At 67.6% G+C, this 17,032-nt stretch carries 10 protein-coding genes; 6 read left to right on the top strand and 4 right to left on the bottom strand.

The features are described 5' to 3' along the window. Positions 1 to 72: 72 nt before the first annotated feature. A complete protein-coding gene (locus A3862_RS11165; RefSeq protein ID WP_043356833.1) occupies positions 73 to 360 on the bottom strand; it encodes a co-chaperone GroES in 288 nt (95 codons plus the stop codon). 348 nt (positions 361 to 708) lie between these two features. Here A3862_RS11165 and rsgA point away from each other — a divergent pair, with 348 nt between their 5' ends. The 5 genes from rsgA (at position 709) to A3862_RS11190 (ending at position 5,366) form a co-directional block, all read left to right on the top strand. Beyond that, positions 709 to 1,743, top strand: a complete 1,035-nt coding sequence (gene rsgA / locus A3862_RS11170; protein ID WP_111473594.1) for a ribosome small subunit-dependent GTPase A — start codon at positions 709 to 711, stop codon at positions 1,741 to 1,743. Between the two features lie 248 nt (positions 1,744 to 1,991). Beyond that, the gene (locus A3862_RS11175) at positions 1,992 to 2,963 is read left to right on the top strand and encodes an NAD(P)H-binding protein (protein WP_083936173.1); all 972 of its coding nucleotides are present in this window, start codon (positions 1,992 to 1,994) and stop codon (positions 2,961 to 2,963) included. A gap of 437 nt (positions 2,964 to 3,400) precedes the next feature. Continuing rightward, positions 3,401 to 3,901, top strand: a complete 501-nt coding sequence (locus A3862_RS11180; RefSeq protein ID WP_124262962.1) for a hypothetical protein — start codon at positions 3,401 to 3,403, stop codon at positions 3,899 to 3,901. Then, positions 3,898 to 4,170, top strand: coding sequence for a hypothetical protein (locus tag A3862_RS11185; RefSeq protein WP_179697375.1), 273 nt, complete (start codon positions 3,898 to 3,900; stop codon positions 4,168 to 4,170). Before A3862_RS11180 ends, A3862_RS11185 begins: the two co-directional genes overlap by 4 nt. A gap of 38 nt (positions 4,171 to 4,208) precedes the next feature. Beyond that, entirely contained in the window at positions 4,209 to 5,366 is a 1,158-nt protein-coding gene (locus A3862_RS11190) for an L-dopachrome tautomerase-related protein (protein WP_111473596.1), read from the top strand. 527 nt (positions 5,367 to 5,893) lie between these two features. Here the strand turns inward: A3862_RS11190 and A3862_RS11195 are convergent. After that, positions 5,894 to 9,010 carry an efflux RND transporter permease subunit gene (locus tag A3862_RS11195; RefSeq protein ID WP_043759410.1) on the bottom strand — a complete coding sequence of 1,039 codons (3,117 nt, stop codon included), beginning with the start codon at positions 9,008 to 9,010 and terminating at the stop codon, positions 5,894 to 5,896. Beyond that, complete coding sequence (locus tag A3862_RS11200; protein WP_043759408.1) at positions 9,007 to 10,092, bottom strand: efflux RND transporter periplasmic adaptor subunit; 1,086 nt, start codon at positions 10,090 to 10,092, stop codon at positions 9,007 to 9,009. The genes A3862_RS11195 and A3862_RS11200 overlap by 4 nt, the downstream gene beginning before the upstream one ends. 585 nt (positions 10,093 to 10,677) lie before the next feature. Here A3862_RS11200 and A3862_RS11205 point away from each other — a divergent pair. Further along, entirely contained in the window at positions 10,678 to 13,146 is a 2,469-nt protein-coding gene (locus A3862_RS11205) for a 2Fe-2S iron-sulfur cluster-binding protein (RefSeq protein WP_100794019.1), read from the top strand. Positions 13,147 to 14,807: 1,661 nt separating this feature from the next. Here the strand turns inward: A3862_RS11205 and A3862_RS11210 are convergent. After that, complete coding sequence (locus A3862_RS11210; protein WP_193376731.1) at positions 14,808 to 16,946, bottom strand: TonB-dependent receptor; 2,139 nt, start codon at positions 16,944 to 16,946, stop codon at positions 14,808 to 14,810. Positions 16,947 to 17,032 lie beyond the last annotated feature (86 nt).

Below are 17,032 nucleotides of genomic sequence, written 5' to 3' on the forward strand. Positions count from 1 at the left end.
GGCCCTGAGGCGCGCCACAGCGGGCGCCTCGAAGGGCAGATCGTCGTGAGGCTCTGAGCGGCCTGATCCGCGCTAGGCGACGATGCCCAGGATGTCGGATTCCTTCATGATCAGGAGGTCCTGACCGTCAATCTTGACCTCGGTGCCGGACCACTTGCCGAACAGGACGCGGTCGCCGGCCTTCACCTCGAGCGGGTTGATCTTGCCCGCCTCGTCGCGCACGCCCGGTCCAGCGGCGACGACCTCGCCCTCCTGCGGCTTCTCCTTGACCGTATCGGGAATGATGATGCCGCCCTTGGTCTTCTCCTCGCCTTCGATGCGACGGAGGACCACGCGGTCGTGCAGCGGACGGAATTTCATCGTGGTATCCTGATCGTTCCCAAGCGAGATCCAACCGACATGATTGGCGCTGTCGCGGGAAAGGCTACGGCGAGACTGTCATCGCCGCCCGATCGACGCATTGTTAGCACTCACCGAGTGGAAGTGCTAATCTTATGAATGGGCCGGAGACCGGCTCATCCGGGCATTGGGGCGCGCCTTCGCGGCCGCTCCCGATTGACCCGCGCGGCGACACGACCGTCCGCCTCCCGTGGGTATGGCCAAGGGAGACGGCGCAGGGCGACGGCGCAGGGCGACGGTCCTTGCACTCGGCCGGGCATCGACGTGCGCCTGGCGGTGGAGGGCTGGCCAGGCGCAGGATGCCATGTCATGGGCAGGGCGGTGATCGATCATCCCCCTTCCTTCCAGCCCCTGTCGCTTGCAAGCTTGGGCTGGTCCGACTTCTTCGAAGTCCAGCGTGAACCCCACGAGGCCGATCTCGCCCCGATGCGGATCGCGACGCTTCACCGGTCTCGCTTGACCGCCCTGTCGGAGGCCGGATCCGTCGAACTGACGCTCGCGATCCACGCCAGCACGAGCGACTTCACCGTGGGCGATTGGGTTCTCGTCGATCCACGAACCCAGACCGTGCATCGCCGTCTCAGCCGCAGGACGGTCATGGAGCGCCGCACCGAAGGCAGCCGGACCCTTCAGGCCGCTGCGGCCAATGTCGACACGCTGTTCATCGTCACCTCCTGCAACGCCGATTTCAATCCGGCGCGACTGGAGCGCTATATGGCTCTGGCCAATCAAGGCGGCACAATTCCGGTGATCCTCCTCACCAAGGCCGACACGACAGCCGATCTGGGAACCTACCAGCGCCAAGCGTCCGAGTTGCAGCGCGGGCTCGACGTCGTAACCCTCAACCCCCGTCTCTCCGCGGCTGCAGACGCCCTCGCTCCGTGGTGTGGGCTGGGGCAGACCGTGGCGCTGGTCGGCTCCTCCGGCGTCGGCAAATCGACGCTGGTGAACACGCTGGTCGGTCCCGGTCAGGCCCAGGCCCAGCTGACCGGCGGCATTCGCGAGCACGATGCCAAGGGACGCCATACGACCACATCGCGTTCGCTGCATGCCATCGCCGACGGCGGCTGGGTCATCGACACGCCGGGGATGCGCACGCTGCATGTCAGCGGCGCCGCGGAAGGGATCGAAACGCTGTTCGCCGAGATCATCGAACGCGCGCCCCTGTGCCGATACCGCGACTGCACCCACACAAGCGAACCCGGGTGCGCCGTGCAGGCTGCCGTCGCGGACGGCAGCCTCGCACCTGAGCGGCTGATCCGTTGGCGCAAGCTGTTCGACGAGAACCGGACCAATACACCGACACCGGCTGGTCCACGCAGCCACCGACGTCCTCGCAGGTAGGCTGCGGCCCTGACTGTCCCGCTGCCGCGAGAGCGGGCGCCGGCGGCGCGCTCCGTGCTATGACGCCGGCATGACGCGCTGACCCTTCGCCCACACCCGTGGCAATCCAGGCTGCGAAGGCGGCCTCCTGTTCGGGTGGATCGATACGGTCTCGTCACAACGACCGGACATGCCGGAACCCTGAGTGGCTGGATAAGGTGAGCGTGACCGGAGACCAATCGGACGCGTTGCGCCCGCGACGCGTCGCCGTGCTCGGTGGCACCGGGACGATCGGGCGCGCGACGGTGCGCGCGCTGGTGTCACGGGGCCATGACGTGGTCTGCTTCGTCAGGCGTCGCGCCGACATCGACGACCCGTCAGGGCCGCCCGCGTGCTCCCGACTGCCTCCGGGCGCGACCGCAAGGGTGGTGGATGTGACCGATCCATCGTCCCTCGCCGAGGCGGGTTTCCGCGCCGAGCCGTTCGACGTCCTGGTCTCGTGTCTCGCCTCGCGCACGGGCTTGCCCGACGACGCCTGGGCGATCGATTATCGCGCGCATGTAAGTGCGTTGCACGCCGGGAAGGCGGCCGGCGTGACCCACGTCATCCTTCTCTCGGCGATCTGCGTCCAGAAGCCGGTCCTGGCGTTCCAGCATGCCAAGCGCGCGTTCGAGGGCGTTCTGGCCGCGTCGGGCCTCGATTACACGATCGTACGACCAACGGCCTTCTTCAAATCACTGTCGGGGCAAATCGATCGTTTGAAACGCGGGAAGTCGTTCCTGATTTTCGGCGACGGCACGCTGACGGCCTGCAAACCGATCAGCGACGACGACTTGGGCACCTACATTGCCGAGTGCCTCGACGACCCGGACCGGCGCAATCGCGTGCTGCCGATCGGCGGCCCGGGCGAAGCCGTGACCCCGAAGGCGCAGGGCGAGCAGCTCTTCGCCTTGCTCGGGCGCGAAGCGCGATTCACGCATGTGCCCGTGGCCCTTCTGGACGTCATCATAGTCACTCTGGCCATGCTCGGACGGCTGGTTCCGACCATGGCAGCCAAGGCCGAACTCGCGCGCATCGGGCGCTACTACGCGACGGAATCCATGCTCGTTCTGGATCCGGTGACGGGGCAATATGATGCGCGCGCCACACCGTCGACCGGCTCTGAAACTCTCTTCGACTATTATGCGCGCGTGATCCGAGGCGAGGCCGTTGCCGAGCGCGGCGACCACGCCGTGTTCTGACGGCGCGCCGTCTGGACGCCCGCAAGCGGGCCGCAGGGCCGCCCAAGCGGGGCGGAAGCCGACGCGCCGACCGGCGTCAGCTTCTCCGCTTCACCCACGTCGAGGCAGCCTGACCATCGTCGGCCGGAACCGGCGGGCGCCGGTGATCGCCTGAGAGCCTTGGTCGGGTGGATTGAGGCCGGCCTGCTCCCGAGCCGGGGGTGGCGCGAACAGGCACGACCGGCGCGTCCTCGCGCGCCTGACCACAGGTCTCCCGGGGCTGCTGCTGCAACCGGGCGTGGGCGGTCGCGGACCACGTTGCCGACCGGTCTTGGGGCGGATCTGCCAGCCATCGCCTGCCGGGGTGACCGGGCGAATGTGTCTCAGATCGACAGCCCGGCTTGGAGAACGATGTTGGGTCCAGGACCGAACCGACGTGTGAGACGAGGATGTCGTTCATGAGGGTTGCACTCTTCGCCGTCGCGGCCTGCCTGGCCTCCCCCCTGGGCGCCCCCGAGGATGCGGGACAGACGGTCGCCAGCGAGGGCGACTGGGTGCTCAGGAAGGCCGGTCACCCGTCGAGCGGGGACGCTGGCTGCATCCTGGCGCCGAAGACCCGATCGCGCATCCAGATCGTCGGCGACCGGCTCGAGGTGACGGGGCTGCCGAAGAATTCCATCCTCAACTATCAGTATCGGATCGACGACGGGCCGGTGTCGAACGCAATGTTCCCCACGGCGCAGATGCAGGAAATCGGGGTGATTTCGCTGAATGGCGATGTGCTCAAGAGCATCCTGAACGGCCGACGATTCAGCATCCGCCTGCTCGACAGATGGCACGAGGCCATCACGGAGGAGATCAGCCTCGCCGGCCTGCGCAGCCTGCGCGACCAGCGCGCGGACGCCTGCAAGTCGTCAGGGGCCGAGGGACAGCCGAGCCGAGCGCCCGGCTCCGGGTGAACGCCTCGGTCCCGTTCGGCACCCAGGTCATCCTGCCGGTCCGGCCGCGATCTCTCGCGGCACATCCGCGGATGCGCGTCGATCTCGCCAAGCACAAGGGCCTGTCCGGCGACGTGGTGCGCCTGATGGCGCTCGGCGGCGCCGGCCTCGCACGGTTCGGCCGGTCCTACGTCTCCGCGGATCTCGCCGCAGGGCGGCTCGCGCCGGTGCTGGAGCCGTTCAGTCCCGCCATTGCCGACCGGTGCCGACGTCTTACCTGCTGCGCCTAACGACAGACCTCGACGCGGCGTCGGGGGGAGAGGACATCATGAAGAGTCTCACCGCCACCCTGGCGGCGGCATTGTCCATCGCGCTTGCGAACGACGCGGCGCGCGCGGCCGAGCCCTCCACCGCGCCGGCGCCTGCCATCGAGCAGGTCGCACAATTCGACGGCGCCATGCCGACGGGCATCACTGTCGCGCCCAACGGGCGGATGTTCGTGAATTTCCCGCAATGGGGCGACAACGCGCCCTTCACCGTGGGGGAGGTGGTGAACGGGACGACGGTGCCCTATCCCGATCTCGCGACGAACCAGCCCGATCCGGCCGCCCCGGCCGCGCATTTCATCTCCGTGCAGAGCGTCGTCGCCGACGGCGCGAACCGGCTCTGGGTGCTGGATACGGCCGCGCCCGGCTTCCGCACGCCGCAGCCGGGCGGTGCCAAGCTGGTGGCGATCGACCTGGCCACGAACACGATCGTCCGTACCATCGTCCTGCCCGACAGCGTCGTTTTGCCGACGACCTATCTCAACGACGTCCGCTTCGACCTGCGCCAGGGCGAGGCCGGCGTCGCCTACATCACCGACAGTTCCAACGCGGGCATCGGCGGGATCATCGTGGTGGACCTCGCCACCGGAAAGGCATTCCGCCGCCTCTCCGGCCATGCGAGCACCGCGCCGGAGCCCGACTTCACCCCCGTCGTCGATAGCGAGCCGCTGATGAACCGCCCCGCCAACGGGCCGGCGAAGCCGGTCCGCGTCGCCAGCGATGCCATCGCGCTCTCGGCGGACGGGTCGCTGCTCTATTACGGCCCGCTCTCCGGCCGGACGCTCTATGCCGTGCCGACCGCCGCCTTGCGCGATCCCCGGGTGAGCGAGGCTGATCTCGCCGGCCAGATCCGCGACATGGGCGCCAAGGGCGCCTCGGACGGGATCGCCGAAGACGATCGCGGCCGGGTCTTCGCCGGCGATTACGAGCACAACGCCATCCGCGTGCTCGACCAGGGCAAGTGGTCCACCGTGGTCACCGATCCGGCCATCAGCTGGCCCGATACGCTGTCGATCGGGCGCGACGGTTACCTGTACTTCACCGCCAACCAGTTGCACCGGCAAGCGGGCTTCCACGAGGGCCGCGACCTTCGCCGGAAGCCCTACGCGGTGCTGCGCATCCGGATCGACAGCGGGCCCGTCCTCCTGACCCGCCCCTGAGACCGCGTCGCGGCTGAGGCCTGTGCCGGATCGCGTGGACGTTCTCCGGCGACAGATCCGACGCCCGGCTGCCGTGATGACGGACCTCGCCGCGCCTCGCCGGGGAGCCTTCTCGAGGGGGCGAGATCGGCGAACCGAAAGGCTGCCCGGCATGACCCCGTGCCAGAGCCTCCCCACGACCTTGAGCGCGGGGGCGCTGCCGCCAAGCTCCAGGGCCGGAAGCTGCGGCGGCGGGGACGGTTCCGGGATCCGCCCGTTCGGCTCCATGGATCCGCGTTGCGGCGGTGGACGATCGGCGCGCGAGAAAGCACTCTTGATCGCGTCATGCTGGCGTCGGATCTTCAGGATCCCGTCCGCCTTTTGCAGCGTCCCGATGCACACGAGCGGCGGTCCACAGGGGCGACGGCGTGCGGGTACGATCAATGATCCCGGCGGGCCCGTGGGGGGGCAGATACGGGCCCGCCGGGCAATCACACGCGAATTTGGAAGCGCGTGCGATCTTCTGGACGTCTCTGGAGACGGCGTCCTTACGTTGAGCGGGGCGTTACGGCCGCTCCGTCGACTGTCACCACGGCCGGCCCTGCGACGGCCTTTTCCGGCCGCTGCACCCGGAACCACAGGGCGTACAGGGCGGGCAGGAACAGGAGCGTCAGGACCGTACCGACACCGACGCCGCCGATGAGAACGTAGGCTAGCGCACCCCAGAACACCGAGTGGGTCAACGGGATGAAGGCCAGCATCGCAGCCGCCGCCGTCAGGATGACGGGCCGCGCCCGGCGCACGGTCGATTCCACGATGGCCTCATAATCCCCGAGGCCCGCCGCTTGGTCGTGGTGGATCTGGTCCACCAAGATCAGCGTGTTCCGCATGAGGATGCCCGACAGCGCGATCAGCCCGAGGATCGCGTTGAAGCCGAAGGGTTGGTGGAAGACCAACAGGGTCGGCGCGGCGCCGACGAGGCCCAGCGGTGCGGTGGCAAAGACCATGAACATGGTGGCGAACGAGCGCACCTGGATCATGATCACCGTCAGCGTCACGATGAGCATGATGGGGAACACCGCCACCAGCGACAGCATCGCCTTCTCGCTCTCCTCCACGGAGCCTGCCGTGTCGATGCGGTAGCCCGGCGGCAGCTTGGCTTTGATCGGCGCCAGCAGCGGAACGACCTGGGCGTGGATGTCGGGCGGCTGCTTGCCGTCGAGCACGTCGCCCTGCACGCGGATGTAGGTCTCACGGTTGTAGCGCTTCAGGACCGCATCCTCGGTGCGGCTCTCCAAGCGCGCCACCTGCGAGACCGGCACCTGGCGCCCGTCCTTCGTCGCCAGCGTCAGGTCGCCGATCTCCCCCAGCGAGCGCCGCTCGGGGCCGGGGCTGCGCAGGAGGACGTCGACGGAACGCAGGTTCTCCCGGACCTGGGTGGCGGGCGTGCCGTTGAGGTAGCTCTGCAGCTGCTGGCCGGCCTCCTTGGGCGTCAAGCCGATCAAGCGCAGGCGCTCTTGGTCGAGGGCAAGGTGGAGGCTCGGGGTCTTGTCGCCCCAGTCGAGATGGACCATGCGCATGTTGGGGTTCGTGGCCATCGCTTGGGCGACCTCACCGGCGATGCCGCGAATGATTTCGAGGTCGGGTCCCACGACGCGGAAGGCGACGGGGAAGCGGACCGGTGGTCCGAACACGATCTGGAGGACCCGCACACGGGCTTCAGGAAAGCGGCCGTCCTCGACGAGCTTGCGCACCTTGCCCCGGAGGGCGTCGCGGGCATGGGAATCGGCGGTCTGCACCACGATCTGCGCGAAGGCGGGATCGGGCAGTTCCGGGTCGAAAGAGAGCACGAAGCGCGGCATGCCCTGGCCGATATAGCTCGTGATCTCACGCGCCTCGGGCAACTCGCGAACCGCCGCCTCAATCCGCTTGACGCTGGCCTCGGTGGTGGCGAAGGCCGAGCCCGCCGGCAGGGTGACCTCGACGATGAGTTCGGGGCGCTCCGAATTCGGGAAGAATTGCTGCTCGACCTTGCCCATGGCCACGACGGCGAGTGCGAACAACCCCACCGTGATGCCGGCGGCGATCCACTTATGGTCGACAGACAGGCGCACGACGCGGCGCAGGCGTTCGTAGTTCTTCGTGGCGTAGATGGCGTCGTGCCCGCCCTCGACCTTCTTGATGTTGGGCAAGAGCTTGACGCCCAGATAGGGCGTGAAGGTCACGGCCACGATCCATGAGACGATCAGCGAGAAGGCCACCACCCAGAAGATGTTTCCGGCGTACTCGCCCGCCGTCGACGCGGCGAAGCCCACGGGCAGGAAGCCCGCGATGGTGACCAGCGTGCCGGTGAGCATCGGCGCGGCCGTGGCGCTCCAGGCGTAGGTCGCGGCCTCGATCCGGTCGGCGCCTTCCTCCATGCGCACCACCATCATCTCGATGGCGATGATGGCGTCGTCGACGAGGAGGCCCAGCGAGATGATGAGGGCGCCGAGGGTGATGCGGTCGAAGTCACGGCCCGTGACCATCATCACCACGAACACCGCCGAGAGCGTCAGCGGCACGGCCAGCGCCACCACGATGCCGACGCGGAAGCCCAGAGCCACCAGCGACACAAGGATGACCACACCGAGCGCGGTGAAGAACTTCACCATGAACTCGTTGATGGCATCGTCGATGACCTTCGCCTGGTCGGTGATTTTCGTGAAGGTGATGCCGACCGGCGTCTCGTGGTGGATCGCCACTTCCTCGGCGTTCAGCGCCGCGCCGAGCTTGAGGCCGTTGTAGCCGGGCTTCATCACGAGGCCGAGCATCAGGGCCGGCGCGCCGTCGTTACGGATCTCGAAGGTCTTCGGGTCCTCGTAGCCGCGCTTCACCGCGGCGATGTCGCCGAGCTTGAGGCTGCGGTCGCCGACGGCCACCGGGAGGTTGCGGATCGCGTCGAGCCCGTCGATGGCGCCGTCCAGGCGCAGGTACACCCGCGGGCCGTCGGCCTCGACGAAGCCAGCCGGCGTCACGTCGTTCTGGTTGGCGAGCGCCGCCAGCAGTTGCTGGCCGTTGATGCCGAGCGTGGCGAGACGCTGGTAGGAGATCTCGACGAAGATCTTCTGCGCCTGCTCGCCGAGGATGTTGATCTTCTCGACGCCCGGCACCCGCAGCAGGCGCTGCCGCAGGTCCTCGGCGCGAAGCACCAGTTGACGGTGCGGCAAACCCCTGGCCTGGAGCGCATAGAGAGAGAAGTAGACGTCCGAGAACTCGTCGTTGAACAGCGGCCCGAGCACGCCGCGCGGCAGGCTGGAAGCCTGGTCGGAGAGCTTCTTGCGCGTCTGGTAGAACTCCGACTGAAGTTTCGCCGGAGGCATGTTGTCCTTGAAGAAGACCTTCATCAGCAACAGTCCGGGCCGGGTCGTCGTCTCGACACGGTCGTAGTAAGCGAGTTCCTGCAGCCGCTTCTCGAGCGGGTCGGCGACCTGCCGCTGCATCTCGGTGGTCGTCGCCCCAGGCCATGCGGCCGAGACGGCCATTGTCTTCACCGCGAAACTCGGGTCCTCGCCACGCCCGAGCTTTTGGAAGGCGAAGAAGCCGGCACCCGTCAGGGCAATCAGCAGGAACAGGGTGACGGCCCGCTCACGGACGGCCACGGCCGAGAGGTTGAAGCGGCTCATCGGGCCACCCCGGTCATGCTGACCGGCGCTTGCCGCACCTTCTGGTCGGCTTTGAGGAGATGGGCGCCGAGGGCTACGATCCGGTCGCCGGGGTTCAGGCCGGCCACGATCTCGACCCGCTCCTCGCCCATTCGGGCGACCTGCACCATCTGCGGCCGCACGGTCTCGGTCGCGACGTCGTAGCGCCAGACCGCGGTGCCGCGGCCCTGGTCGAACAGCGCCGCGAGGGGAACCTCCACGCTCGCTGTGCGGACCGCCGCATGGGCCTTGAGCTGCAGGGTGACGGTGGCGCCGAGCGGCGCCGCCTCGCCGTCCCCCGAGAGGATGTAGCGCGCCCGGTAGGTGCGCGTGGCCGGGTCGGCGGTGGCGGACAATTCGCGCAGTCGGGCCGGATAGGTCGCCGCGTCCTCGGAATAGAGCGTGGCGGAAGCCTCGCCCTGAGCGGCGCGCCGGCTGCCCTCGGGTATGAACACTTCCGCCTCGCGCGCCCCGTCGCGAGCGAGCTTGACCACGGTCTGGCCGGCGGCGACCACCTCCCCAGGATAGGAGGGCACTTCCATGACGACGCCGTCGGCATCGGCCTTGAGCTCAGCATACCCCGCTTGGTTCTCGATCTGGCTGGCTTGGGCTTCGGCATTGGCGAACTGGGCGATGGCCGCGTCGGCCGCGCCCTTGTTCTGGTCGTAGGTCTGCTTGGAGGTCCAGCCGTCCGAGACGAGCTTACGGCTGCGCTCCTCGTCGGCCTTGGCCTTGATCATCTGGGCGCGGGCGGCATCGACGGAAGCGCGCGCCGCGTTGAGCGCGAGGGTGAAGTCGGTTCGGTCGAGGCGCATCAGCGGCTGGCCGAGGCGCACGCGGTCACCAGGATCGACGAGGCGCTCGAAGATCTTGCCTCCCACCCGGAAGCCGAGGTTGCTCTCGGTGCGCGCCCGGATCACGCCCGTATAACGGGAGACCGCGCCGGGGCTCGGGACGACTTCGGCGATCTGCACCAGGGGCGGCTCGGGGCTGACCGCTGTCTCGGCGGGCGAGCAGGCCGCCAGGGCCAATCCGGTCAGTCCGACCATCCATCGCGCGTCCATTGGCGATTCCCCGTAACCTTTGAGGGGCTTTGATATGATAGTCGTCATCTATTCCGGCTCGGTTCCATCGTCAATGGCCCGTGCTGCCGCCCATCCCGGGGGACACGATCACGGAAGGCCGGGGCCACGCGATGGGCTCCATGGCGACCGGCGACCTTGGGGGCAGGGGACGCACACCGCCGGGGTCGGGTCCGGGAGATCGCTCCGGATCGTCGCGCTGCGTTGAAGCTCAAGGCCGCGGCCTGCCACGCGGAAGGCGTGGCTCCTCTGGCAGCGCCGAGCAAGACCGCGCCCTCCCCGACACGGAGGAGCGCCTCGAAGGCTCCAAGGCGGAGGCCCAGCCTCGAGACGACGAACCATTCGTCCTGATGCGTCCTGTCTTGGCGGTGCGCGGTCACGTCGGAAGGCGGCAATCTCGACCGGCGAAGTCACAGGGCGCCCAGGCCGGCTTGCGGATCGGAGCGCAGACACTTATAGATTACGAATAACATCTATTTTTCGGCATCGAAGGCGCCGGGTGCTCGGCGCCTGTCGTCCGGAGCATCCCGGATCGCGAAGCCAGCCTGGGGCGGAGATCCCTGCCTGATGAACCTCGAAGATCATCCCACGGTGAAGCGTCTCCGTGCCGCCGAGCTATCGAGCGGGCCGGCCGCTGCAAGGAGGCCATTCGGGGCGGGCGAACTGCGACAGCTGGCCCTCGAATGCGGTGCGGACGACGTCGGGTTCGTCGAGATCGGCCGGTTCGAGCTTGAGCCGCAGCGGGACGAGATCCTGCGGCACTATCCCTGGACGCGGTCCCTCGTCAGCATCGTCGTCAAGATGGCGCAGGCACCGGTTCGCGGGACGCCGCGGTCCGTTGCCAACCTCGAATTCCACCGTGCCGGTCACGACATCAACGCCATCTGCGCCGCCATCGTCGCGCGCCTTCAGGATCATGGCATCCGAGCCGTCAACCCCTCCATGGGCTTCCCGATGGAGATGAACCAGAACCCCGGGCACGCCATCTGGATCGTGGCTCACAAGCCCGTGGCGGTCGCGGCAGGTCTCGGCCGGATGGGCATCCACCGCAACGTCATCCACCCGAAATTCGGGAACTTCATCCTGCTGGGCACGGTCCTGCTCGACCAGGACATCGACATCCCCGACGCGCCCATCGACTACAACCCGTGTCTGGAATGCAAGCTCTGCGTCGCGGCCTGCCCGGTCGGTGCGATCAAGCTCGAAGGCACCTTCGATTTCCAGGCCTGCTTCACCCACAATTACCGCGAATTCATGGGCGGCTTCACCGACTGGGTGGAGCAGATTGCGGACTCCCGCGACGCGCTCGACTATCGCCGGCGGGTCAACGAGCCCGAGACCGCCTCGATGTGGCAGAGCCTGACCTATGGGGCGAACTACAAGTCGGCCTACTGCATCGCCGTGTGCCCGGCGGGCGAGGACGTCATCGGCTCGTACCTGAAGGATAAAGGCGCGCACCGGCGCGAGATTCTGAAGCCGCTCCAGGATCGCCCGGAACCGGTCTACGTCGTGGCCGGCACCGACGCCGAGGAGATCGCCAGACGCAAGTGGAAGCACAAGACGGTGAAGCCCGTCGGCAATGGCATGACCCCCCGGACCATCGGTGGCCTCCTGACCTTCATGCCCATCGTGTTCCAGCGGGCGCAGGCGCGCGATCTCGACGCGGTCTTCCATTTCACCTTCACCGGCGCCGAGAGCCGCCAAGCAACCGTCACCGTCCGCGATGGAAAGATCGCCGTTCGCGACGGCTTGGTCGACAAGCCCAACCTGCGTGTGATTGCCGACGCCAAGACGTGGCTCGGGTTCCTCGCCAGGGAAAAGAGCTTGGTCTGGGCTCTGGCGAGGCGGAAGATCCGGATCTCCGGGGACCCCCGGCTGCTGCTGGCCTTCGGCAAATGCTTCCCGTCGCCCGAAATCCGGCGCAAACCCGTCGAGATCGTGCCCGAGACCTCGCTGCTGCGTCCCGCGATAACGCCCTACGCGCGGAACGACGAGGCGACCGGGACGGTGCGGTGGTTCGGCGAGCTGGAACTGCGCGACGTCGCGCAGGTCACCCGCACGGTCAGGACGTTCCGCTTCGTCGATCCGAAGGGCGGCGAGATCCCCTTCCGGCATGTGGCCGGGCAGTACCTGACGCTGGAGATCACGCGGCAGGGCATTCCGACCCGCCGCTCGTACACCATCGCCTCGTCGCCGACGTGGCGGGACCGTATCGAGATCACCGTCAAGCGCAAGGAGAACGGCGCAGTCTCCCGTTGGCTGCACGACGAGATGCGACCGGGCGACCGCGTCCAGGTCGAGGCGCCGAGCGGTGGCTTCGTGTTCTCCGGCAGGGAATGGCCGACCGTCGTGCTGATCGGCGGCGGCGTCGGGATCACGCCCATGATGAGCAGCGTGCGTTACCTGACCGAGACGGACTGGCCCGGCACGATCTACCTCCTCCTCAGCTTCAAAAGCCCGCAGGACTACATCTTCAAGGACGAGATCGAGACGCTGAGGAAGCGGAATCCCAGGCTACACGTTTCGGTCGCGATGTCCGCACCGGGTAGGGAGGCCTGGAAGGGTCATACCGGTCGCATCGATGCCCGCTTCGTCGCGGCCGCCGTGCCGGATATCGCGCTCCACCGCGCCCACATCTGCGGACCGACGCCCATGATGGACGCGGTCAAGGCGGTCCTGCTCGATCTGGGCGTGCCGGCCGGTCAGATACGGACAGAGGCCTTCGGAACGGACCGTCGCGATCCGACCGGAAGGACCGGACAGTCCGGCACGGTCGTCGGTCAGGTCAAATTCCTGGACACCGGTAAGACGTCTACGGCTCGCGAGGGAGCGACGCTGCTCGACGTGGCTGACGAGGCGAAGGTCCGCATCGACAGCGCCTGTCGCTCCGGGACGTGCGGAACCTGCATGGTGAAGCTGCGGAGCGGGACGGTTCGGATGCCCGTGCAGGACGCACTCGGCGACGGCGACAGGGAGGATGGCTACATCCTCGCCTGCCAGGCCGAGCCTGAAGGCGACGTGGAGTTGGAAGCGTAGCCCCGCGTTCGGGGGGGGGATTGATGCCGTTCAGCCCTCGGCGATGAGCGCATCTCGTGCCGCGCGGCGGGACACCCCCAGGGCGGGGTGATCCTTGGCTTCGACCGGCTGCTCGCGTTGGCCAATGCGGGCTTCGCTTCAGGCCGCTATCGCGTTGGGGCCATGACGCTCGACGTCGAGACCGGCACGGGTCTGTGGCCAAGCCTAGCGCCAACTCGGCTCCAAGCACCCGCGCCGCCCCTGAGCGGGCCGTCCCGGGCCGCCGGTTGCTCGCCTCCGTTGCCAGAACGCCGGCCTGACGTCATTCCGCCGGGGAGAAGGCCCCGCCCGCTCAAGATCCCGGCAAGCCGTCGCCGATGAGTCCAAACGCGTTTTGGGCCGGGCACTCTCACCAGGCGCAGGTCGGTTTGCGTCAGGGGGCGCCGTTCGCACCGTTTTTGATCGCAGCTCGGCAGCGTCCAGTGCGACGTCGCGGCGACGGGATGGGAGGGCGCTCAGGGAGTGCAATCCACAGGCCGCGGCTGCGGGGGCGAACCGACTTTTGGCGTGCCAACCCGTTGTGAGGAAACACCGGTTTCGGGTTGGTGGGCGACCGCGGAGACGCGACCCGCCCATGATCTCGAATTTCGTGTTTTTTATCCGCTGCTTACCTCGATGGCTGCGTTTGCCACCCATCCCAGTCCACGTGATCAACGCGGATCTCCGGGTAGTGCTGCGGACGACGACGGATTGATCAGCGCGCATCGGATGCGCGAGCGGGACATGCTTGGGTTCCAGCCACAGACCTGAGGCGGTCCGCCGCATTTTCCCATGGGGGAACCGGGGTCACATCTCACGCGGCTCGTACGGAGCCGTCGACATCGGCCGCGACATGATCGCGGGTTTAGCTCCATGGCCTCCATCAAAATTCGTGCGTCCGCTGACGGGACCTTTGCGGTCTGCCGGAATGGATCCGCCGTCGCCTCTGGCCTGACCCGAGCCCAGGCCGACCATCTGGTGGCGGTGCTCGGCTGGATTTCCTGAGGCCTCCGAGATCCCTCCCACCGCCTGCACGGGATGTGCGAGCGGCGTTCACCGGGAAGAGCAAGTTTGGATTGAAATGTCTCCAATCAGACATTAGGCCGCCGCCGCCGGCTTCAGGCTGGCCGTCCACGTCCGCCTACCGTTCGCCCCTCAGCGACAAGGGCGGGCATGGATGCCAAGGGGGGCGCGAAACGCTGCCCCTAAGCTCGACCGCGTCGTCGCCGGCTCGGCGAACCCTCGCCGAAACTTCCTGCTCCCTCACGCCGTAGCGTAGGCGTCCCATGCCGATGTGGAGGCGCTGCGGTGACGTTGATCAGTCTGGCTTGCTTCGTGGCTGGAACGGCCTCTGCCGCGGCGTCTCTCATCAGCGACCGTCTGCGCGTCATTCTTGAAGCTGCGGGTGGCTCCCTGTTTCTGGTCGGCCTTTGCGTGCTCGGCGCAGAGTTGCCGCTGTTCAGATAGGGCCCATTGCAGCCTCCCGGCGGCCTCACTGCATCGAGGCCCGCGACGGCAGGTCCGCCGGAGCTGCCAGGGCTTCCGGCTTGGCGCACCCGCCCCCGCGAGCGCTCAAAAGCCTCGTCCCCGCTTCCGGGGCACTCGGTGGGCTTATACGAGCCCGTGTGGACCGGACCGGTCCTTCAGAATTTTCCAGCGATGGTTAGACGTACCGCCGTAGGCTCGACCGGGTGAAACACGCGGTCGATCAGCCCCTCGGCGGGCTCGCCGGGCAACCGTGAAACATACGCGTAGGTGATCTGGTCAGACTTGCTGTTCGTCAAGTTCAGTACGTCCAGCGAGACGCTGATGCCGTTGTCGAAATTGTAGCCCACCCGGCCGTTGAACAGCGCGGTCGCCCGCGAGCGGATCGCGTTGTCCTCAATCAGCGGCCGGGGGCCGAAGTAGCGGAAGCGGAGTGATCCGAACCAGCCTAGCGGCTCGCCGAAGGTCACGCCCGCCGACGCGATGGTCGTCGGCGCTTCAGGAACCCGGTTGCCCACCGGGTCGTAGTCCGAGAAGCGAGCGTTCGTGATCGTCAGGTCGCCCTCCAGCGCGAGCCAGGGCGTCACCGCATACCGATTGGTCCATTCCACGCCGAAGCGGCGGGTCGGGCGGCTCGGCTCCGTGGTGCCGGTATCGCCCTGGAACAGGTTCTCTGAGGCGAAATCGAGCCGGAACAGGGCGAGGCTCGTCTCCAGTCCGGCAATGGACCGGTTGCGCAGGCCGATCTCGTAGCCCGTGGAGGGCACGAGGAAGGGCGAGCGGGTCGTGTTGAACAGCGAGGAGGTCGGATCCACCGTGGCGGTCACGCCGCGCACATCGTTCGAGTGGAAGCCGCCGCCGTAGTTCACGAAGAGTTCGGTGTCGAACCACGGCCCGAGCGTCAGGCCGAGCTTTGGGTTGACGATGCCATCGCGCGCCTTGCCCGAATTGGCCGGCGTGTCCGAGACGACGCTGGCGTAGTATCCGTCCGCGCGGAAACCGACGCTGGTGCGCAGCCAGTCGGTCCAGCGCACGCGGTTGTCGAAGTAGAAGGCTCCACTTGTCTCCAGCACCCGGTCGTCGAGCACGCCCGAGCGATACTGCCGGTTCGTTGTGTTGAACAGGCCGACGCGGATCGAGTCGGTGCGGGTCTGCACGCCGATCTCGTTTTCCATCGGCCTCCCGAACAGGTCGCCCTGGAAGATGTGCAGGGCCTCGCCGCCGCCGATGATGCGCTGATCGAGCTGGTGGAACTGGTCGCCGTTCACCGGATCGTTGAGGAAGTAAGTGAAGTCGTTGAACAGGTTCAATTGGGATCGGATGACGTAGGCCGAGGCCCGCGTCACGCCCGTGTCGTCCGTTGCGCTGAACTTGCCCGAGAGCGAGAAGCGCGAGGTGTCGCCGCCATCGGTCGGGTTGATCGTGCCGTAGCGGCTGATCAGCCCCTCCGCCACAGCGCGCTCTGGGATCTGGTTGGTGGCGGTCCAGCGCGCCGCGTAGGCCATGCCGGTGACCGAGAAGCCGTCGAGCGGCGTACCCTGGCTGTAGCGGGCCACGCCGTTGATCTTGCGCAGGGCGTCCGGGACCACCCACGGGCCGTCGTAGACCTGGGCTTCCCCCGCGAGGAGGAGGTTGCCCTCACCGAGTGGTACGGTGGTGATCGAGAGCGCGCGCTTGTAGCCGAAGCTGCCGATGGAGGTCAGGGCGACGTTTTTCGCGGTCGTGTCGAGATAGTCGATCCGCACGGAGCCCGCAGAGGCGAAGTCACCGTCGCGGACGAAGTACGGACCCTTGTGGAACTCCACCGCGCCGACGAGTTCCGGGATCAGGAAGTTGATGTCGGCGTAGCCTTGACCGTGGGCATGGGTTCGCATGTTGAGCGGCATGCCGTCGAGGAACAGGGCTATGTCGGTGCCGTGGTCGAGGTTGAACCCGCGCAAGAAGAACTGATTGGCCTTGCCCTCGCCGGAGTGCTGCGTGACGATCAGGCCCGGCACCGACTCCAACACTTCGCCGGGGCGCGTCACCGGACGGCTGTTAAGCTGTGCGCCCGTGATGACACCCGAACTGGCGGAAGCCACGGGGGTGCTGATCCCACCGATCCCGGTCGTACCCCCGACGTAGCCCGCGCTCGCGGCCGGACCGACGCGCGGCGATGCGGCTACGGCTGTGTCGGCGGTGACCGAGATCTCCTCCAGCGTCGTCTCGGTGGTCGCCGCACTCGGCGTGGAGCGGTCCTGAGCTGCGGCCGCCGAGGCCAGGGCGGCGAGGCCGACGCCCGACCAGGTCGAGAGCATTCGGATGGTGGGACGACGGGACACGGGAGCCTCGGGCGACGGGAGTGGCACGTCACCGCGAATGAGGTCTCCACGCCCAGCGTCAG

The organism is Methylobacterium sp. XJLW (assembly GCF_003254375.1).
Classification (GTDB): domain Bacteria; phylum Pseudomonadota; class Alphaproteobacteria; order Rhizobiales; family Beijerinckiaceae; genus Methylobacterium; species Methylobacterium fujisawaense.